This is a genomic window from Dyadobacter fermentans DSM 18053, from assembly GCF_000023125.1.
GTDB classification, from domain to species: domain Bacteria; phylum Bacteroidota; class Bacteroidia; order Cytophagales; family Spirosomataceae; genus Dyadobacter; species Dyadobacter fermentans.
Genome location: NC_013037.1, coordinates 5,718,219 through 5,739,783, shown reverse-complemented (window position 1 = coordinate 5,739,783; position 21,565 = coordinate 5,718,219). Strand labels below are relative to the sequence as shown.

The following is a 21,565-nucleotide window of genomic DNA, read 5'->3' as shown; positions in this document are numbered from 1 at the left end:
GGGTATATTGCACCCAAATTCAAGCAATATGGAATTCGAAGAATACCTCAAATCGAAAAAAATAGATGCGGAAGCATTCCGGAAAGGCGATACGCTGCGCTACCGGGAATGGAGCGGCCTTTTTGAAACCATGCATCCCGAGAGTTTCACGGCCCACAAAAAATTCCTGATCAACGAAACACGCAGACGTTACCTTCTCAAAGAGGAATAGGCTTACCCCTTCATTTCCTCCATCAGTTTCATCAGTATCCCGACGGTCTTTTCGGTTTGTTCCTTGCTCGGCGTGGTGTCCCAGTTGCCGACAATCCCGTTGCTTCCAATGTAAATGCCGTCTTTCCGGGAAATGAAGTTGGCGCCTTTCGTGTATAACTTGTAGTTCACATCGCCCTGCGGAATAAGGCAGGAAAGCTGGCCTGACACGGGCGTCAGCTCCTGGTCGTTGAAAACCGGCTTGGCGCCCAGCCCCATGCAGTTCACGACCACTTTTTCGGATAATGCGTCGATATCTTCCGGTTTTTTGATCTCCTGGATCTTTACTTTCCCGCCAAACATGGTAAAATCCTGCAACTGGTGCCGCAGGTAAGTCGGGATGTTGAACATGATATTCGTGCGCCGCGTCACGTGATCGGCTTTAAAAGGATGTTCTTTTTTAGTCAGCCGCACGCGCTCGGGCAGCAAGCCTTCTATCTCAAAATCTTCCCCGCCCGCTCCGGGAATGTACACCGGCGCTTCCCTGAAAACGCCGTATTCTTCGGCCCAGCAGGCAATGTCGTTCATACCGAGCATAAACTGGAACCGTCGGAAGGAAAACCGCGTGGCATCCTCCCAAATGGCCTGGAATTCGGGCTTCGCTACTGTCTTATCGCACACCCGCGACGCCGGCGACCAGGTGCCGGTAGCGAGGTTGCTCGTGACATTGGGCGGCACGTCCTTCGTATAGATAGTCACCTCGCAGCCGCTTTCCTGCAACAGCCGCGCCGTGGCAATGCCCACCGTGCCGCAGCCCAGTACGGCGATTTGCTTCTCGCCCGTAGCGAGCACGTTCTTGCGGGCAATGTTGCCCGTCCCCCACGAGAGCGACCAGCCGCTGCCGCCGTGACCATAGTTGTGAACGATCGTTTTGTTGCCGAGCTGCTCCACGTCAAGCCGCGGTCCCGAGGCGCGGAATGGCCGCAACCCTACGGTTTCCTTCACGATGCGGTCCATCGACAGGCGCAGTTTGGGAATCTGGTGATACCCTCTGCCGATGTGGAAATGCTTGTCGGGATACCTCATTTCGGTCCTCGGGGCACAGGAAGTTGCTACTGCGCCTAACGCGAAGCTTGCCGGGATGGCTTTTTCGAAGAAATTTCTGCGGTTCATAAGGGTTGGAGTGAAAAGTAATGGGATTGTGGAATTTAGGAACCAACCGTTATGAATGCAAATTTTGTATTGTAGTATTAAAAAATGTCGAAATATTCTTTCATAAAATACAATTTTATGAAACTAAACTACCTATTCCCGATCAGTTTTTAGAAAGCGAAAATGGCCGGTCCGTTGCCTGTGCGCCCCATTGCTTGTTGGGCTCCTCCGCCATTTGAAGCACCAGGCTGCCGCCTTTCAGCAACTCACCGTGCGTGAGGTAAGTACGCGTGAAGGGCTTTCCATTCAAAGTAGCCGACTGAATGTAGCGTGCATTGTCGGAAACACCTTTGGCCGTGACGGTAAACCTCCGGTTCTTGCCCGTTTCCACCGACATTTCCTCGAATACCGGGCTTCCGAGCACATACTGATCCGTGCCGGGTGCAACCGGGTAAAAACCCATCATGCTGAATGCCAGCCAGGCCGACATTTGCCCGCCGTCCTCATTTCCGCTCAGTCCGCCTACGCTGCTATCGTATTCGTTGCGGATAATCGTGCGCGTCCATTGCTGGGTTTTCCACGGCTCGCCTGCGAATGCATACAAATAGGCGATCTGATGGTTGGGCTCGTTGCCGTGCCAGTAATGCCCCTGGTCGAACAGTGTGTCGAGCTTTTGGACAAACCGGTCTTTTCCTCCCATTATTTTCTGCAATCCGGCCATGTCCTGCGGCACAAACCACGTGTACTGCGCCGGCGAGCCCTCTGTGATAAAGCTTACACGCTTTGCGAACGGATCGAAATTGCCGATCCAGCGGCTGTCCGCATGGCGCCCGCGCGCGTAGCCGGTCGACGGGTCGATCACGTGGCGGTAATTGAGCGCCCTTTCACGCAGCTGGGCCGCGTCTTCCTTTTTACTGAGGCCATTCGCGAGGATTGACAGGCAGAAATCGTCGTACGCGTATTCGAGTGTGCGCGATACCTGCTCGCGCTTGTGGAATGCCTGCCAAACGCTGTCCTCCAACGGCACATAGCCATATTGAAGGTATGATTTCAATGCCCTCCGGCCTTGTCCGGCTTCGTAGCTTTTCGCATTGGTATTTACTTCAAATGCATTTTTCCGAAGGTAATTGTAAGCGCTGTTCACATCGAAGTTCCGGATGTTTTTGGCATAGGCATCCGCCACGACCGACATGCCGTGGTCGCCCACCATAGCCGCCGTATAATGGTTCCAGCAGGGAAAAATGGGCATCCAACCGCCCTGTTCCGCTTTTTTCACAAGCGACTGGACCATATCGCCCGCCGTCCTCGGTTCGAGCAGTATTTCCAGCGGCATGGCGGCGCGGAACGTATCCCAGAGGCTGAAATCGCAGTAGTAATCGAAGCCGTCGGTTTTCTGCACCGGGGTGCCGCCTGCGAAAGAGGGATAGCTCCCATCCACATCCGATAGCAGCCTCGGCGACTGTTTTGTGCGATATAATGCGCTGTAAAAAAGCACCTTGTCATTGTCGCTTCCGCTCACCTTCACTTTTCCGAGCGATGCATTCCAGGTATCGCGCGACAGCTTTTGAACCACTTCAAAACTCTTGTCGCCCATTTCTTTTTCAAGGTTCGCGCGCGCGCCTTCAATGCTCGTGAACGACGTGCCGATACGCACGGTAACCACCTGTTTCGCGTCGCCAAAGCCCACATAGGCGCCCAGTTTCTCCCGTTTTCCGGTTCCGGTGAGTATCCGGCCCATAGGAGTGATCGTATCGCCCAGCCAAACGCCCGACTGAATGATTTTTTTATCAAACTTCATCACAAAATAACCGCTAATACCCGCAGGCTGGCCCGATCCCTGGTAAATGCGGTGTACGGGATTGTAGCCCACCACCTCGCCACGTTCGCGCAGGACCTCCACAAAGCCCTCTCCCTCATCGCTGTTGGGCTCGATCAGGAGAAATGATTCTTCGCCGCTATCATACCTGAAACGCATGATGGCCGTGCGCGCAAGGGCGGTCACCTCGGCATTGACCTGATGATCAGGCAGCCACACGCTATAATGGTCGGGCAAACTTTGTTCTTTATCGTGGCTGAAAACGCTGGCCCGTTTTTCCGCATCGGTGATGAGTTCGCCCGATAGCGGCATGATTGTCACAGAGCCGTAATCCTGCACGCAGGAGCCATTGAGCCAATGCGTGCCGCGGAATCCCTGGAATTGGTTGTCGTTATAATAAAATGGCGCAATGCATTTGGTTTCGGTGGCGCGGGTTTGCGGGGTCCATTGCGTCATCCCGTTCGGGACGCCCACGGCCGGAATCGTCTGTCCCTTCAATTCGCTGCCCGCCTCGCTATGCGCCCTGGCGCTCTCCGTTGCCGACGGTGCAGTGCCTATCATCGTGGCTACATAGTCCACCGGTGCCTTCTGCGCATGGGATTGATTATCAATAAAAAGCGTCGATAAAAACAGTAAACCGACAGGAAGGAAAGGTACGCGCATAGTTAGGGTTGTTATCAATTATGGGCGGAAGATCGAAAAAATAATGGTATGTTAGGTCGACAGAATGTTGATATTCCTTTGAAAAAGACGAATTAAATCCTAAAAACCCTATGAAAATCCATATCATCGATACCGGCTTTTTCAAACTCGACGGCGGAGCGATGTTCGGGGTTGTCCCCAAAACGCTTTGGAACAAACAAAACCCGGCCGACGAAAAAAACCTCTGCTCATGGGCCATGCGCTGCCTGCTGATCGAGGACGGTGAAAAGCTGATACTCGTGGACACCGGCATGGGTAACAAACAGGACGATAAATTTTTCAGCCATTACGACCTGCACGGCGACGCCACATTGCTTTCTTCGATTGAGGACAAAGGTTTCAGCCCTGCCGATATCACCGACGTGCTCCTGACCCACCTGCATTTCGACCACGTAGGCGGCGCGGTACAATTCAGCCGCGACGGCTCCCGCCTCGACCCGACTTTCCCGAATGCCGTGTACTGGACCAACGAAGCGCATTGGCAATGGGCTACCAATCCAAATCCGCGCGAAAAGGCTTCTTTTTTGAAAGAGAATATCCTTCCATTGGAAGAATCGGGGCAGCTAAGGTTTATCGGGCAAGGCGAATCGCCTTTTGAAAACATCGGCCTGCTGCACGTCGACGGCCATACCGAGCAAATGATGCTGCCCGTAATTCAGTACAAGAACCAGAAGATCATCTACTGCGCAGACCTGTTCCCCTCGTCCTACCACGTCCCCATTCCCTGGATTATGAGCTACGACATGCGGCCGCTTCAAACAATGGAAGAAAAACAGCGCGTCCTTCAACAGGCCCTGGACGAGCAATGCATCCTCTTTTTCGAGCACGACCCTGTTTATGAAGCTGCATTGGTGGAGCAAACGGAGAAGGGAATCCGGATTCACGAACGGGGGGCGTTACGGGATTTCATAGCATCATGAAAACAGCTCTTATCCTTTCAGGCGGGGGGGCTCGGGGGATTGCGCATTTGGGGGTGGCGCAGGCTTTGCGTGAGCGGGGCGTGAGGCCGGATGTGATCAGCGCTACGAGTTCGGGGGCGTTTGTGGGGGCTTTGCTGGCTTATGGCTATGAGCCGGCGGATGTTTTGAAGATTATTCGTGAAACGAGTTTTTTCCCCTATTTCCGGTTTGCGATCGGGAAGAGCGGGTTGCTGCATTTGAGGAAAATGGAGGATGTTTTCTGCAAATTCATCCCGGAAAACAGTTTTGAAATACTCCAAACACCGCTCGTGGTGACTGCTACCGACATCGTCTCGGGCGAGGAGATTCGCTTTCGCAGCGGTGAGCTGGCGCTGCCCGTACTGGCGTCGTGCTGCATTCCCGGGCTTTTCAGTCCGATGCATTACAATGGCCACGAGCTTGTGGACGGCGGGGTGTTGAACAACCTGCCCGTGGAACCGGTGCTCGGCGAGGCGGACTACCTCATTGGCAGCCATTGCAATCCGTTCGGCCTCGACAGGCCTTTGCGGCGCACAACCGAAATCGTGTACCGCAGCCTCATTCTCGCGATGCACACCAAAACCAAATCCCGGTGCGCCCAATGCGATTTACTCATTGAGCCACCGGTATTAAGCCGTTTCAGTATTTTCGATTTCAGGAAGGCTGATCAGCTTTTCGAGGCTGGTTATACTTATACCGAAACCTTGCTTGAACAGCCCGGTACGTTATTTCCCTGACACGGCCACTGCTTTGTTTCCAAGCTTTTGCACCACCCATTGGCCCACTTGCTGGCCTTGCTTTTGGCCGTTTTCGATGGCGTCCATGAAATGAATGCCTCCGTAAAAACGCGACATGCCCGATTCCTCCGCCGCAGCCATGAACGACTTGAATGGCCTGGCTTTCAGATTAAAGCGTTCCTCGACCGTATCGGTGTAAGCGAAGTTATCGCCGAAATAATGCGTCAGGATCACGGCCGCCGCGGTGGAAATCACCGAATGCCCGCTCAGGTATTCGGGAAATGGCGGGGTTTGCAGGAATGGCTTCCAGGTAGGGTCGATGTACTTGCGGATGGCGGTTTCGGGGCGGATACGGTTACTTCGGTACTTTTCGTCCCAGCAGGCCATGAAACCGTCCATCAGGCCGATCGCCACAGCGGTATTGATGAGCATGGTTTTGGAAAAATCCGTTTTGGCTTTCAGGCACGCAATATCGGTAATGCCCATCCAGTGCGCGCCCGGCGATATTTTCTTCATGCCTACCAATAAATGTCCTTTATTTTCGAGCGCAAACGGGTTGCAATCCCAGAATGCGGCGATCACCCGGTGTTCCTGTGCCGACTGGTCGTCGTCGTAATTCAGCTTCATGAGTTTGAAAAACTCCGAATTTTCGGCTTCCGAGAATGCAACGGGCGGCGCGGGCCTGAACTGCGCTGCCGAATCGAGGGTGAACGGGCGTACCGTTTTGAAATACGGCTCCACGGGCGGGAAGTAGCCCGGAGGCGTTGGATACCATGTGCCCGGCCCGCCATGCGGCTCGTACCGGGGAAAGTTGCTGATCTTGTTGTAATGATCGGCTTTGGCATACTTCAAAATCTGCTTGCTGATCGCCAATGCATATTCCTGCGAACCAGCGATCACCGCGTCCGTAAAACCGTTCTTCTTGCACGAATCGACCAGGGTTTGCTGGTACTTTTGAAGCATTGCGCCCGAAGGCTGCATTTTTTTCGCTGTTTCAAGGATGGCGAGCGCCGATGCAAGCTGGTAGGAATAATCTGCTACCTGAGGCTTTTCTATCGCCGGAAAGTCGTTCAGGACCCCGTGCATGCTTGGGTACGCTTTGTCATGAAGCGCAACCACTTCATATCCCGCCAGGCAGGCATAAGAATAGAAGCGCGCACCCAGCGGCGGATTTGTCACGTCGTGTACCATCACGTCGGTCATTTGCAACGTGACCTGCCCGATTACAGACGGGCTGATTTCCTTATTAGATTCACTTTTCGTGCAAGCCGCCCAGCTCAGGGACAGTAGCATTGCCAGAAGAAGGTTACTGAACTTTACCAATTTGATACGCTTTTATTTCCTGTTGATTAATTCCGAACAGCAGTTTATCTCCCAGCGGCAGCACGCTTCGCACATCGCCTTTCAAGGCAAAACCCGATTTGTACTGGTTGACGTACGTGAAACCGCCCTTGCCGTCGCCTTGCAGCAATACGCCGTAGTTGGCATCGTATTTCCCGAAACGAAGCCGGGCTTTGCTTACATTGCCGCAGAGCAGCAGGTCTTTTTTACCATCGGCATTGTAATCCAGCGAAGTAATGGTGTACACCGGAGAGACCTGCACTTGCAGCGGCAATGCTTTTTCGGTGAACTTGCCATTTGCGTTCCGCTCAAAATAGGCTGTTTGAAGGTGAGTGGCTTTCAGCTCTTTCGCGCCTTCGAGTTCTTCTTTGGTAAAAATCTCGTTGACCGTCAAATCGGCGTAGCTTTTGTAATCCTGAAAACGGGTGCGCATGATGCTCATCTGATCCAGAAGCTCGTCTCGTGTGACGTACGGATAGCTTTTGCCCTGAATGTAAAAACTCATGATCGGGTCAACGGAGCCGTTGTCGTCGAAGTCTTTGTAAACCATTTCCACCGGCTCGGCGTCGCTCGCTTTGCATTGGGTGTTGGTTCCCATGTTTCCGATCACGAGGTCGTCCTTCCCGTCGCCATTGAGGTCTTCGACAAGGATTTTGTTCCACCAGCCATTGTAGGGTTTGTCAAAATAGGTGGTTGTCTGGTTTTCCAGCTTCCCGTTGTTGTTGATCAGCACCGTAACCGGCATCCACTCTCCTACCAATATGAGGTCCGCTTTCTTGTCGCCGTTCAGGTCCGTCCACGCAGCGTCCGTAACCAGGCCGATGCGTTCCAGTTCCTTCGAAATGGAGGCGGTTTGGTCGGTGAATTTGCCTTGGCCGTCATTGATGAGCAGGTAGCTCCGCGGCGCCTCGGGATAGCGGCCGGGAATCACGCGACCGCCCACGAAAAGGTCGGCCTTACCGTCGCCATTCACATCGGCGGAGCGCACGCAGCTCGTGCTGGTGAGCATGGCGGGCAATGCACCTGCGGCTTTGGTAAAATTCCCTTTGCCGTCGTTCAGGTAGAGGCGGCTTTGCAGCAGCGGATCTTCGGGCATGAAGCTCGCATAGCCACCGCTGGCGACGAAAATATCCAATGCACCGTCGCCATTGGCATCAAAAAACAATGCGTCGGTATCTTCACTTTGCTTGTCGGCTTCAAACGCCGGCACTGGCTTGGGCGTAAATGCGCCGCTTTTCTGTTGGATGTACAGTTTACCAGCCTCTCCGGCCGTCGCGCCGATGAATACATCTTCCAGCCCATCGCCATTTACATCCCCTTTTCTCAGGCATGGCCCCGAAAATGAAAGCGGATTAATGAGCAGCGGCTGCCGCTTGAAGTCGTTCAGTTTCACTATCGGGCCTTTAAATGCGACCGGCGAAGCCACGGGAGCAAACAGCGGCGCCGCTCCTTTGCGGGCACCCGGGCCTGCTTTTGCGTTCGCTTCCGAAAGCGCGAGTGTGGTGTTTGCTTTGGGATTAATGACTTTTTCCTGCATGCCGCTCAGCCAGGTCACCACCAGCGAATCCACGGCCGCGTCCTTGCCCAGACCGAAATGCAGCACGGGCGACACGCTGGATTGGTAACCGCGCGTCGGCATTTGTTCGAGGTACTGGTGCTGGCCTTTTTGGTAAATGGTCACTTTGGCGCCCAGGCCCAGGGTATTCTGGCGGCTTCCGGTCAGCTTGATTTTCAGGTAATTGTTCTTCAAATGCTTGTCCCCGTCATTCTGATAAATGAATGCGGGTTTATTGATATTGTTGACGATCAGGTCGAGGTCGCCGTCGTTATCAAGGTCTGCATAGGCGGCTCCGCCTGAGTTGGAGATTTCGCCCAAGCCCCAGCTGTCGGCGACATTGGTAAAAGTGAGGTCTTTTTTATTCTGGAAAAGGTAGTTTTTCATGTTGGAAGAAGGCATCTGATACACCAGCTGCAATACATCTTCCCGCTTCACCTGGCCTTCGATGCGCTTCAAATGATCGCCCATGAATTTCACGAAGTCCATATTCGTGAAGTCCCGGAGGTTGCCGTTTGTGATGAAAAGGTCTTTCCAGCCGTCGTTATCATAGTCTGCAAAGAGCGATGCCCAGCTCCAATCGGTATTCGACACGCCCGAAAGCTGGCCTATTTCGGAGAATACCGGGTGTTTGGCGCCTTTGGTGATACCTTCATTCAGTTGCAGCATATTGCGCATATACTGGTGATGGAAGCCCATTTTGACATTAAAATCAAACAATTCATAGTTGTCCAGGCCCGTCAGCAGTTTTTGGCGGCGGTTATCCTCGGGCAGCATATCGAGCGTAAAAATGTCGGGCAGACCATCGTTATTGAAGTCGGCGATGTCGTTACCCATCGAGGAATGCGACGTGTGGCCGATGCTGGCATCGAGCGCGTCGGTGAACGTGCCGTTGCCATTGTTGATATATAAAAAGTCGGGGACCGAATAGTCGTTGGAAATGTACATATCCTGCCAGCTGTCCTGGTTAATGTCGGCAATGCCGATACCGAGGCCGTAGGTCAGCTGCGAGCTGTGGATGCCCGCTTTTTTGGTAATGTCTGTAAAATGCGGCACGCCGTTTTGCGGGTCGTTGCGGAACAGCCTTACGCCTGTTACCGGATCTTCCTTTTTGAGAATATCGGCGGTGCTCGCTTCGTCGAGGATCGGGAGTGCTTTCGGGTTGTGGTTAAGGAGGAACATATCCAGGTCCCCATCCTTATCGAAATCAAAAAATGCCGCTTGTGTGCTGTTGCTCGAAACGCCCAGGCCGTATTGCTCCGCCACTTCTTCAAACTGCGGCACGCCCTGAGCATTGTTGCCTTTGTTGATAAATAGCTGGTCTTTGAGGCTCTCGGGCGACACCGCGCCGGAGTAGCAAACGTAAATATCCAGCTTACCATCGCCGTTCACATCGGCCATGGTAACGCCCGTTTTCCAGGGCCGCTCATGCCCGCCTACCTGCGCAATGGCCGTAATGTCCTCGAACACCATGCTGCCCTTGTTGAGATAGAGCTTGTTGGGTACCATATTCCCGGTGAAGTAAATGTCTTCCAGGCCATCGCCATTCAGGTCGCCCACCGCTACGCCGCCGCCGTTATAGAAATACTCATACATCAATACGTTGGTATTTAAACCTTCGGTCAGTGTATTGGCGAAATCGATTTTCGTCTTTTCCGGGCCCAGGAGCGTGAAGAGCGCCGGGCCGTCTTTCTTTTCGTCTTTGGTGGAATCGGAGGATTTGTCACAACCGGAAAGTACCAGTCCAGCGATCAGAACAATGCTGCCCGCTTTCCAGGGCCATAATTGCTTCATGACAGGAATGAAGAGTTTTAGAGGATAAAAAAGAAACTATGCCTTGTACGCCAAGGCATAGTTTCAGTAAAATTAGTCAATAAAATATAACTATTTATCGTAACCGGGGTTGTTAACCAGTTTGGAGTTACGGTTCATTTCATCGCGGCTGAATGGACGGAAGTACATTTTGTCCACCCAAGTGCGGTTTTCGTGCGATTTCTCTTCCACCGGAGTGTAAGTGTAATCGTAAACCGTTGGGTCGTAGTGATATGGTTCCTTCATCGACTTGCCTGCCTTGAACTTGCCGATCACGTTGATGTACTGCAATGGACGTCCCAATGTAGTGGAAGCGATCATCCAGCGACGTGCATCGTGGTAGCGTTGCTCTTCGTAAGCCATTTCAATGCGTTTTTCGTGACGGTAAGCATCTCTCAAAGCGGCACCTGAAACTTTCAATGCAGGCATACCGGCGCGGAAGCGGATTTTGTTCAGCCATTCCAATGCAATGGCTTCGTCACCCACTTCAATGCTCGCCTCGATGTAGTTGAATACGAGCTCGGTCACGCGCAGGAACGGCCATGGGATGTTCTGGCGGTCGGTGTTGTCGTACAATGCAGGGTTCGGATCAATGAACTTGCGCATGTAGTAACCGGTACGGCTACCGTTCCAGTCTTCGATCGTGCTGCTGCGGGTATCGAGTCCTTTGCGGTTGAACAGCGCACCTTTGTCATCCAGCAGGTCATAGGCACCGGTCTGGATCTGGTTAGCAGGGTCTTTCGCATCGGAAGGACGTGGTTTCCACGGTGCACCGTCATACATAACGGTGGCGTAGAAACGCGGGTCGCGGCCAGTGTACGGGCTGGCTTTGTGAGTAGGATTGGTCCATGAGAACTTCGTTCCGTCCATCATTTCGTAATCGTCCACCAGCGTTCCGATCGGCGTGTTACCCGCCCAGTTGTGGTAACCGTTCGGACCGTTGTTCAAACCAGTCTGGCGGGCGCCTTCGTTCTGGCTTGGGGTAAAGTAACGGGCAAAAATCAGCTCGCTTGCTCCAGATGCGTCGAGGGTTTTGTCACCGCTCGCGCCGGCCATCGCCATTGAAATGTAGTTGATCTTACCTTGTTCCGCGGTTACGGGTGCGGTAAGGTTCAGCTTGTAACCGCCTCCGCTCGCATCCAATGCAGCTTTTGCAGCAGCTTGTGCGGCTGTCCAGCGCGCCTTGCGGTCGCCGGAAACGTAGCCGATGAATTCAGGATTCGAGAAACCGGCAAGGACGGCAGATTTCGCTTTCGCAGTAGGAACATCGTACAAATCGCTGGCTGCATACAACAGCACGCGTGATTTCAATGCCAATGCGGCTGCTTTCGTCGCGCGGCCTTTGGCCAGCGTTTTGCCGTCGAGCAGCAACGCAGCACTGTCGGCATCGCTTACGATTTGTTTGATACATTCATCAAAAGTGTTACGAGGAACGGAATAATCTTCGTTCAGGGCATACACTTTCTTGATGATCGGCACAGCGCCATAGTAGCGAACCAGCTGCTGGTAGTAATATGCACGCATGAAGTAGGCTTCGCCTTTCAAACGGGCTTTCAGCGTTTCGTCGGCGAATGTAGCCGTTGTCAGGTTGGTGAGCGCGATATTGGATGCGCGGATAAACTGGTACATCTGGCTCCACCCGTAGGTCGCATCCACCCAGCCGAGGTTAGAAGGGCTCAAACTGCCCTCTGTCACGGTGTTGATGTTACGGCCTGTGTGGGTAAATACAGCTTCGTCGGTAAGCGACGCGAGCATTTGCTCACTGAAACCGCCCTGTTGCAAACCTGCATAAATACCTGTTACAAAACCTTCGGCCAATGCGCCGTCTTTCCATGCTTCTTCGCTCGGGATTTCCGTTGGCGGCGTTACATCCAGAAATTCTGTATCGCATGACGAAAGTCCTCCGGCCAGCAGCGCTATGAGCAATAGACTTTTATATCTCAATTTCATGTTTCTTATTCGTTAAAATGCTAGACGTACACCTGCGCTGACAACTCTTGCTTGTGGATAGTACTGGCCACTGTTGGTGGTTGCTTCCGGGTCCCAAACTTTGATTTTGTCGAAAGTCAGCAGGTTCAATCCATTCACATAAATTCTCAGGTTGCTCAAACCGATTTTCGAACCGATTTCCGAAGGCAGGTTATAGCCGAGTTCGATGTTTTTCAAACGCAGGTAGTTGTTGCTTTTCAGGAAGTAGTTGTTGATACCCGCCTGGCCTGTGTTGGTGTAGTAACGGTTGTTACGGTTGGTCAGACGTGGGTATTTGTCGGTTGGGTTATCGATCGTCCAGCGGTGGTCGAAATCGTATTTCAGGTAGTTACCAATGTCGCCGGATTCGGTCAGACCTACGATCTGAAGACCGCCCAATGTACCCTGGAACAACAATGAAAGATCAAACTGCTTGTAACCGAGGTTCACCGAAGCACCACCTGTAAACCATGGGCGTTGTACTTTTTCGGAACGGATACGGTCGTCAGCGCTGATTTTGCCGTCGCCGTTCACATCCTTGAACTTCATGTCACCCGGACGAAGGTTACCGGTGATCGGGCCGTAGTCGATTTTGTTGGCGTCGATCTCTTCCTGGCTTTTGAATGCGCCATCAAATTGATACACGAGGAACGAGCCGTAAGGCATGCCGGTCGACTGCTGGTACACAGGTGCGCCCGGAGTTTCATCCCAGTACTTGATTTTGTTTTTGGCATAACCACCATTCACGCTCACAGAGTAAGAGAAATCGCCTGCATTGCCGTCGTAGCTCACTTTGAATTCCCATCCTTTGTTTTGCAGCTTACCAAGGTTTTGAGGTGGAAGCTTGCCGTCGATACCTGCCGACGAAGGCGTTGAGCCTGCTTTCGGGATCAGGATTTTCGAACGGTTGTTTACGAAGTAGTCGAATTCGAATGCCAGCTTGTCGTTGAACAACGTTCCTTCGATACCGAAGTTGGAGTTGTTCGCCACTTCCCAGGTAAAGTTCGGGTTGGCTACGCGGGTTTCGAGCAGGGTTTTAGCCACCTGGTCGTTGATAATGTAGGTACCGAAGCCCATGGTCGACAGGTACTGGTACTCAGCCAATGTTTCCGTTCCGAGGAAGTAAGGCTCAGCTCCCATTTGTCCCCACGAACCGCGCAGCTTCACATTGTTTACGTAGCGCGAAATGTTGTTTTTCCAGAACCCTTCTTCCGAAATACGCCATCCGGCCGATACCCCCGGGAAGAAACCGAAACGGCCGTTTTTCGGGAATACGTAGGAACCATCCACACGCCACAGGAACTCGGCGAGGTATTTTTCCTTGAAGTTGTAACCCGCGCGACCGAAGTAGCTCAAACGTGCTCTTTTGAACAAATCGAAGTTGTTCATATCCTGCTCAGGCGTACCACCCGCGAAGAGTTGGTCAACCACGTCGGAGATGTAGTAGCGGCGGAATGCGAAGAAACCGTCTGCATCTACTTTCTCACGCTGGATACCGGCCATTACGTTGAAATTGTGACCGTCGATTGATTTTTCGTAGGAAACCTGACCAGTCAGCTGGATAGACAATTCCTGTGAAGAGCTTTCTCTCAAACGGGGATCTTTGAATGTCGAACGAACGGTTCCTGTCAGGAATGGCGTTTTGCCGTCTGCTTCGTAAGTCTTTTTATCCCAGAAATACAATGTCCACGGCGTTTCGAAGTTTTTCTGACGACGCAGCTGCTTATCGATGGCAGCCATTGCATTCACTTTCAAGCCTGGCACACCCGGGATCAGGATTTCCAGACCACCGTTGGTTTGAATGTAATCCCGCTTGTCGTTGTTATAACCGGTTGTATTGGTGGTGATTACCGCGGGGTTCTGACCGTTTTCGATGTCAGGACCAGGACGTCCGTCCGGCCAGATAGCAATTTCAGTCGGTTTACCACGCATCAGCATCCGGAAGATCGCTCCCGCGCTGTTGCCGCCGCTTGGGAAGTGGCGGTATTCTTCACGCAAAGTCACACCCAAATTGGCAGTTACGTATTTGTTGATCTTCGTGTCAAGGTTCAAACGCAAATCATATTGCTTGTAACCCGTCGCAGAATTCACATAGTAACCATCCTGGTTGATGTAGCCCGCAGATGCAAGGTACTTGATGTTTTCGCTGCCACCTGTGAGTTGCAGGTTGTGGCGTTGCTGAGGTGCCCAATTGCGGATCACAGAGCCGTACCAGTCGGTGTTCGGGTGCAGGAATGGGTCGGAACCGTCACGGAATTTCTGCATATCATCCGGGTTGAATACCGCGTTGATGACGTTGCCGTTATCCGTTCTGGTGTAAGAGCCATTCGTATTGAAGCCCTGCAATGCGCCCTGCCACTGTCCTACGGGCAGGTTATCATAGATCTGCAACTCGTTACGGATCGTCGCATATTCAGCTGCGTTCGACATTTCCGGCGTACGCGTTGGCTGCGACACACCGAGGTTCATATCATAAGAAAGCTGCGGCTTGCCCGACTTACCACGCTTGGTGGTGATCAGGATAACGCCGTTACCTGCACGCGAACCGTAGATCGCCGCGGCAGCATCTTTCAATACGGAAATACTTTCGATATCGGCCGGGTTGATACGGTCCAAACCACCGGAACGGTTGGGCACACCATCCACAACGATGAGCGCATTGCTGTTACCCAGTGAGTTGGTACCGCGGATACGGATCGCCGAGCCATCGTAGCCAGGCTCACCGCTCGATTGTACCGCCGAAATACCGGGCAAGCGTCCGCCCAGCGTGTTGGATAAGTTGGCCGCAGGCGCTTTTTGCAGTTCGGCCCCTTTTACAGCGGTTACCGAGCCGGTCAGTGTTGCTTTTTTAGCAGTACCATAACCCACAACCACCACTTCTTCAAGTGCTTTGGTATCGGCGAGGAGGGTTACATCGACAATGCTTTTGCCACCTACCGAAATTTCCTGCGTGAGGTAACCGATAAATGAGTAAACAAGCGTAGCATTTTTGTCGGCATTAACTGTATAAAGCCCCTCATTGTCGGTCACTGTACCTGCTGTGGTTCCTTTCACGACAACGCTCACACCAGGCAGCGGTTGTCCCTGTTCGTCTTTGATCTTACCCTTGATGCTGTTCTGGGCGAATGCTCCCATGACGGTCACCAGCGCGAGACAAAGAGAAAAAACACTTCGTGATACAGCACGAGGCGTCCATCCAGTAGAAAATCTCATAGATTAATAGTTAAATTAAGTTGAAGTAATAAAGAATGCTTAACCGTGTAAGCACGGAACGTAGCGTCAGGCTGGGATTTCCATTCCGGAAATCTGCTGCGGCGGAGTAGTAAAGTTGTAGCTAGGAGAAATTTGGCATAGAATAATTTTAGCAGTTAGGGTGATCACTTTCATCGAGTAAGAGTTCAGGACATCCAATCAGTGTATATCGTACACAATTTCTTGCGTATTCAGATACTCCATTTCTATGTTGGGGGAGTACCATGAGACTCTATACACTCGCTTGATTGTACAAAAAGATATTAATTTTTTTACAAAAAAAAGATTTCCCGGTTAATGAATATGCATTCTTAAAAAATAACAATAAATATTGGTACCAATCGAACAATTTTTATGATTTAGTGATATATAAGTTACAAAAAATCATTCTTTTATCCATTAATGCCGGCAAACTTTCAATTCTTATTATATTCGTGAAGCAATTCAGTTACAAAATCCCCCTTTACATCGAATGAAATTTCGTTTACTCTCCATCGTGTTCGTTTTGCTCATTTTCGGGTGTAAAAAAGAATCGTCGCCGGATGAATACAACGCCAGGGCCGCTGATCCGAAACTGTTTCATGAAACGGCAACTCACCTCACCGACGTCATCATTCACGATATTTTCAAACCGCCTGTGGCGAGCCGCATTTACGGATATTCGTTCCTGGCAGCCTACGAGGCACTGGCACCCGGCTACCCTGAATACCAATCACTTGGAAACCAACTAGTTAAATTCGGAACGCCGCCGCAGCCGGATACTGCGCTCGTATATTGCTACCCGCTCGCGAGTATCCGGGCGTTTACCGTTATTGCCAGGACGCTCACTTTTTCCGGCAACATGTGGGACGATTACGAAAAGGGGCTTTTCAAAAAGTACCAGGAAATGGGCATTCCGGAGGACGTATATGAACGCTCTATCACATACGGAGATACGGTAGCCAAACACGTGCTGGCCTATTCGGCCAAAGATCATTACAAGGAAATACGCGGCTACCGCTATACGGTGACCAACAAACCGGGCACATGGGTCCCCACCCCTCCCGCCTACGCGGACGCGTGCGAGCCGAAATGGAATACCGTCAGAACTTTCACGCTCGACTCGGTGACGCAGTTCCGCTGCCCGGCGCCGGCCCAATACGACCTCGCCAAAAGCAGTAAGTTTATGCAGCTCGCCATGGAAGTGTACAACATCGGAAATGGACTGACGGATGCCCAGAAGGCTACCGCATACTTCTGGGACGACAATGCATTTGTAACCAATGTGGTGGGTCATGCCATGTTTGCCAATAAAAAAATGACCCCTGCCGGTCACTGGATGGCAATCGTCAGAACTGTCGCGACGGACAAGAAGCTGAACCTGATGCAATCGGTGGAGGCATATACGCTCGGGGCATTGTCCATTTACGACGCATTCATAGCCTGCTGGGACGAGAAGTACCGCACGGTGCGCATCCGCCCGGAAACGGTGATCAACAACAATTGGGACCCTAACTGGCGCCCCTTTCTCGAAACCCCGGCATTTCCTGAATACGTGAGCGGGCATAGCTCCATTTCAGCAGCCTGCGGCGTGGTGCTCACGCAACTGATGGGAAGCAATGTGGCTTTTACCGATACGACCGAGAAGAAATACGGCCACGGCGTCAAATCCTTCAAATCGTTTGAAGAGGCCTATTGGGATGCGTCCATCAGCCGCGTTTACGGCGGTATCCATTACCGCGACGGCGTTGAAGAAGGCACCCATCTGGGCGAAAAAATCGGTACAAACGTCTGGCAGCGCGCAGTAACACGCCGGAGCCGGAACACTCTCGCGCAAAGTCCTAAGCCCTGAGGTAAGCTTTAAGCTATAAGCCCTAAGCTCTAAGCTATAAGCCCTAAGCTCTAAGCAGGCACATGATCGGCGTTGTAGTGCAGGCCGATGTTTTCGCGGCGGGCCATGGCCATTTTGATGATCAGGTAGGAAACCGAGATCATGTTCCGCAGCTCGCAAATCGCTACCGACACTTTTGATTCGCGGTACAGTTCCTCGTGCTCCTGATGCAGAAGTTCGAGGCGGTCGTAGGCGCGTTTAAGACGGCGGTCGGTGCGCACGATGCCCACGTAATTGGACATGATGCTGTTCAGCTCGCGGGTCATTTCGGTTACCAGCACCTGCTCCTCCGGGTGTGTCGTGCCCGAATCGTCCCATTCGGGAATGTTTTGGGCGATCACCGCATTTTCGAAATGTACGATGGTACTTTCGTAGGCGCGGTGACCAAAAACGACGGCTTCGAGCAGGGAGTTGGAAGCGAGGCGGTTGGAGCCGTGCAGGCCCGTGCAGGCGCATTCGCCTACCGCGTACAGAAATTCAATATTGGTTTTACCCCATTCATTCACCCGCACGCCACCGCACATGTAATGCTGCGCGGGTACGACCGGGATCATGTCCTTCCGAACGTCGATGCCTTGTTGGAGGCAGTATTCGGTGATGTTGGGGAAGTGTTCGAGAAACTTTTCGTAATCGCAGTGCCGCACGTCGAGGTACACGTGATCCACCCCGTTCTTTTTCATTTCGGAGTCGATCGCGCGGGCCACGATGTCGCGCGGGGCGAGTGACAGGCGGGCGTCATAATTTTCCATGAATGTGCTGCCATCCGCCCGTTTCAATATTCCCCCAAAACCACGTACGGCTTCCGAAATGAGGAATGAAGGCTTCTGCCCCGGCTGGTAAAAGCTCGTGGGGTGGAATTGGATGAATTCCATATTGTCGCAAATGCCCTTAGCGCGGTAGGCCATCGCGATACCGTCGCCGGTGGCGATGGTGGGATTGGTGGTGCTTTGGTAAATGTTGCCGATCCCGCCGGTAGCGAGCAGGGTGGTTTTGGCTAAAAACTTCTCCACTTCGCCGGTTTGGCGGTTCAACACGTAGGCCCCGAAGCACTTGATATCTTCACGGTAGCGATAGACGGTTTCGCCCAGATGATGCTGGGTGATCAGTTCTACGGCATAGTAATGCGTGAAGATCTGAATGCTTTTGTGACGGTTCACCTCTTCCAGCAATGCACGCTCGATTTCCGCACCGGTAATGTCCTTGAAATGCAGAATGCGATGGTCGGAATGGCCGCCTTCTTTGGCCAGATCATATTCCCCGTCTTTTTCCTTGTCAAACCGCGTTCCGTAATCGATCAGCTCCTGAATGCGCTGCGGCGCTTCCCGTACCACGATTTCGACAATATTCCTTTTATTGACCTCATCCCCCGCGTCCATCGTGTCCTGAATGTGTTTTTCAAACGAATCGGACTCCGCCCATACCACCGCAATGCCTCCCTGGGCATATTTGGTGTTGGTTTCATCGGCCTGGACCTTGGTAATCACGGCGATGGACACTTCCTGTTTCAGGTCATCGAAATGGCGGGCTAATTTGGCTGCGTAGCTAAGTCCGGCAATTCCCGAACCGATAATCAGAAAATCAAATTGGGGCATAATTTCAGGAATAGGGTTTTATATCGGGTGTCAGATGCCTTTGCTCAGTTCCAGCATACGCGCTACCGAATCGTAGGCTTTCAGGCGGATGTCCTCGGGCACGAAGATCTCCGGTTGCTCATAAAGCAGCGCGTTGTAGACCTTTTCGAGGGTGTTCATTTTCATATACGGGCATTCGGAGCAAGCGCAGGTATTGTTGTCGGAGCCGGGAGCCGGGATCAGCTTTTTGTCTGGCACCGATTGTTTCATTTTGTGCAAAATACCCGCTTCCGTGGCCACGATGAACTTGTCGTGCGGCGAGTCTTTCACAAATTTCAAAAGACCGGTTGTGGAGCTGACAAAATCAGCCTGCTTCAAAATGTCCTCTTTGCATTCGGGATGGGCGATCAGCAATGCATCGGGGTGTTCTTCACGCAGCTGCGCGAGCTTTTCCCTTGAAATATCAATATGTACAATGCACGCTCCGTCCCAAAGCACCATTTCGCGGCCCGTCTTATGTGCCACATAGCGGCCCAGGTTGGCATCCGGTGCGAAGATGATCTTCTGGTCTTTCGGCAGGCTTTCTACAATCTGCAATGCGTTGGAGGAAGTACAAACAATGTCTGTCAAAGCTTTGATCTCCGCCGAGCAGTTGATATAGCTGATCACGATATGATCGGGATATTGCGCTTTGAATGCGGCAAACTTGTCGGCCGGCGCGGAATCCGCCAGCGAGCAGCCGGCATTCAGGTCGGGGATTACCACCTTTTTTTGCGGGCTGAGTACCTTGGCCGTTTCGCCCATGAAGTGCACGCCGCAGAAAACGATCATGTCGGCGTCGGTGGCCGCTGCCTGCTGGGACAGGCCAAGGCTGTCGCCGATGTAGTCGGCCAGGTCCTGGATATCCTCGTTCACGTAATAGTGTGCGAGGATGACCGCATTCTTCTCTTTTTTCAGGCGGTTGATCTCCGCAACCAGATCGATATCGTCCGCAACTGCCTCCGTCACATATCCGTAGCGGTTAACCTGCGCTTCAATTGTAGTCATTATGGTGAATAATTGGCTTTTATTTAACACTAAAATCCATGCCGAATTTACGATATTAAACCAATGAAAAGCAAAGAAAGTGCGGCTGCCGCATGAAAACGAAAGCCGCCGGGAACGGTCCCGGCGGCTTTTTCATATCGCTATCCTTGAATGTCCTACAACACCCAACGGAAAAATGCGTACAACGTACCCGATAGCAGCATCGTTACGGGCAATGTCAAAACCCAGGCTATCACGATGTTACGGATCGTGCCGCCTTGCAGGTTTTTCACACCCTTACTGGCCACCATCGACCCCGCAATACCGGAAGAAAGCACGTGCGTGGTACTTACCGGAAGGCCCAGGTAGGACGATACGCCAATGGTACTCGCCGCCACAAGCTCAGCCGAAGCGCCCTGTGCGTAAGTCAAATGCTGCTTTCCGATTTTCTCGCCGATCGTCACCACAATGCGTTTCCAGCCCACCATGGTACCCAGGCCAAGCGAAAGTGAGATCATGAGGATAACCCAGTCAGGCGCGTAGTCGGTGTACCTTCTGATACCGTGCTCGCTGCCCGATTGCTTTTTCAGGAATGCGAAGTCGGCCGCATTCAGGTTAGCCTGGCCGTTGTCGAGGATTGTTTTGATGTTACGGCTCACGAGCAACAACGAGCGGCGTGCTTCCATACGCTCTTCTTTGGGAAGGCGGTGCTCAGGCAGCGGATGGTTGATCTGCGCCTGCAAATGCGTGAGTTCGGTTTTAATGGTATGCAAATGCGCACGGTCGGAGATCGAAAGGCGCGTCGAGTCAATGGTATTGACAGCCCGCTCAATACCGACGAGGTCGGTTTTCATTTCGATCGGGTCTTTTGAATTATCCAATGCAAAGTGGGCAGGCACGATACCGATCAGGATGAGCATCACGAGCCCCACCCCTTTCTGGCCGTCGTTCGAACCGTGGAAGAAGCTTACAAGCGTACAGGTAAGGATCAAAATCCCGCGGATCCAGATCGGCGGCGCTTCGTTTTTCTTAGGTTCGCTGAAAACGATCTCGCGGAGCGGCTTGGACAGCGATCTTCTCAAAATAAACATAATGATGATCGCCAGCGCAAAACCGAATATCGGTGAAGTAAGGAGCGACATAAACAGTTCCTGCGCTTTCGACCAGTTCACACCGGTTCCCTGCGTGTTTTCAGGCATTAATGTAAATGCAAGGCCCACGCCGAGGATAGAGCCGATGAGCGTATGCGAGCTGGAACTCGGCAAGCCGAAGTACCACGTTCCCAGGTTCCAGATAATGGCGCTGAAAAGTAATGCAAAGACCATCGCGGCACTATGGTAGACGTTCTGATCGATCAGCAGTTCCACCGGCAGCAGGTTCACGATCCCCATTGCCACGGCAATTCCGCCGAAGAAAACCCCGCAGAAGTTCATAAAGCCGGACCATACCACCGCCACATTGGGTTTCAGCGAGTTGGTATAGATCACGGTCGCCACCGCATTGGCGGTATCGTGGAAACCGTTGACAAATTCGAATGCGCAGGCCGCTAAAATACTAAACGCGAGGAGGATGAAAATGTCGGTTTCAAGACCAAACATAGAAGCAGATGATAGGTGATTTAATTGGCACAAAACTA

General features: G+C 52.3%; 13 protein-coding genes. 4 read left to right on the top strand and 9 right to left on the bottom strand.

Features of this window, described 5'->3' with window-relative positions; genetic code table 11:
• Window positions 1–28 precede the first annotated feature (28 nt).
• Window positions 29–211 carry a hypothetical protein gene (locus DFER_RS23630; protein WP_015814186.1) on the top strand — a complete coding sequence of 61 codons (183 nt, stop codon included), beginning with the start codon at window positions 29–31 and terminating at the stop codon, window positions 209–211.
• 2 nt (window positions 212–213) lie between these two features.
• Here DFER_RS23630 and DFER_RS23625 read toward each other — a convergent pair whose 3' ends face one another.
• Window positions 214–1,362, bottom strand: coding sequence for an FAD-dependent oxidoreductase (locus DFER_RS23625; RefSeq protein ID WP_015814185.1), 1,149 nt, complete (start codon window positions 1,360–1,362; stop codon window positions 214–216).
• A 142-nt stretch (window positions 1,363–1,504) separates the two neighbouring features.
• Complete coding sequence (locus DFER_RS23620) at window positions 1,505–3,820, bottom strand: GH92 family glycosyl hydrolase (RefSeq protein WP_015814184.1); 2,316 nt, start codon at window positions 3,818–3,820, stop codon at window positions 1,505–1,507.
• Between the two features lie 110 nt (window positions 3,821–3,930).
• Between DFER_RS23620 and DFER_RS23615 the strand changes: the two genes are divergently transcribed.
• Both DFER_RS23615 and DFER_RS23610 read left to right on the top strand, forming a co-directional pair.
• Window positions 3,931–4,779: an MBL fold metallo-hydrolase gene (locus DFER_RS23615; protein ID WP_015814183.1), complete on the top strand. Its 849-nt coding sequence runs from the start codon at window positions 3,931–3,933 to the stop codon at window positions 4,777–4,779.
• On the top strand, window positions 4,776–5,534 hold the full coding sequence (locus DFER_RS23610; protein WP_015814182.1) for a patatin-like phospholipase family protein: 759 nt from the start codon (window positions 4,776–4,778) through the stop codon (window positions 5,532–5,534). Before DFER_RS23615 ends, DFER_RS23610 begins: the two co-directional genes overlap by 4 nt.
• Here the strand turns inward: DFER_RS23610 and DFER_RS23605 are convergent.
• The 4 genes from DFER_RS23605 to DFER_RS23590 all read right to left on the bottom strand — a co-directional run bounded on the left by DFER_RS23605 (window position 5,523) and on the right by DFER_RS23590 (window position 15,345).
• Window positions 5,523–6,827: a vanadium-dependent haloperoxidase gene (locus tag DFER_RS23605; protein ID WP_015814181.1), complete on the bottom strand. Its 1,305-nt coding sequence runs from the start codon at window positions 6,825–6,827 to the stop codon at window positions 5,523–5,525. The genes DFER_RS23610 and DFER_RS23605 overlap by 12 nt on opposite strands.
• Window positions 6,828–6,840: 13 nt before the next feature.
• Window positions 6,841–10,224 carry a VCBS repeat-containing protein gene (locus DFER_RS23600; RefSeq protein WP_015814180.1) on the bottom strand — a complete coding sequence of 1,128 codons (3,384 nt, stop codon included), beginning with the start codon at window positions 10,222–10,224 and terminating at the stop codon, window positions 6,841–6,843.
• A 90-nt stretch (window positions 10,225–10,314) separates the two neighbouring features.
• On the bottom strand, window positions 10,315–12,192 hold the full coding sequence (locus tag DFER_RS23595) for a RagB/SusD family nutrient uptake outer membrane protein (RefSeq protein ID WP_015814179.1): 1,878 nt from the start codon (window positions 12,190–12,192) through the stop codon (window positions 10,315–10,317).
• Between the two features lie 12 nt (window positions 12,193–12,204).
• The gene (locus tag DFER_RS23590; RefSeq protein WP_015814178.1) at window positions 12,205–15,345 is read right to left on the bottom strand and encodes a SusC/RagA family TonB-linked outer membrane protein; all 3,141 of its coding nucleotides are present in this window, start codon (window positions 15,343–15,345) and stop codon (window positions 12,205–12,207) included.
• A 589-nt stretch (window positions 15,346–15,934) separates the two neighbouring features.
• Here DFER_RS23590 and DFER_RS23580 point away from each other — a divergent pair.
• Window positions 15,935–17,293 carry a vanadium-dependent haloperoxidase gene (locus DFER_RS23580; protein ID WP_015814177.1) on the top strand — a complete coding sequence of 453 codons (1,359 nt, stop codon included), beginning with the start codon at window positions 15,935–15,937 and terminating at the stop codon, window positions 17,291–17,293.
• A 50-nt stretch (window positions 17,294–17,343) separates the two neighbouring features.
• Here DFER_RS23580 and nadB read toward each other — a convergent pair whose 3' ends face one another.
• From nadB to DFER_RS23565, 3 genes are all read right to left on the bottom strand, one after another.
• A complete protein-coding gene (gene nadB, locus DFER_RS23575) occupies window positions 17,344–18,924 on the bottom strand; it encodes an L-aspartate oxidase (RefSeq protein WP_015814176.1) in 1,581 nt (526 codons plus the stop codon).
• Between the two features lie 30 nt (window positions 18,925–18,954).
• Window positions 18,955–19,950, bottom strand: a complete 996-nt coding sequence (nadA, locus tag DFER_RS23570; RefSeq protein WP_015814175.1) for a quinolinate synthase NadA — start codon at window positions 19,948–19,950, stop codon at window positions 18,955–18,957.
• 155 nt (window positions 19,951–20,105) lie between these two features.
• Window positions 20,106–21,527 carry an inorganic phosphate transporter gene (locus DFER_RS23565; RefSeq protein ID WP_015814174.1) on the bottom strand — a complete coding sequence of 474 codons (1,422 nt, stop codon included), beginning with the start codon at window positions 21,525–21,527 and terminating at the stop codon, window positions 20,106–20,108.
• Window positions 21,528–21,565 lie beyond the last annotated feature (38 nt).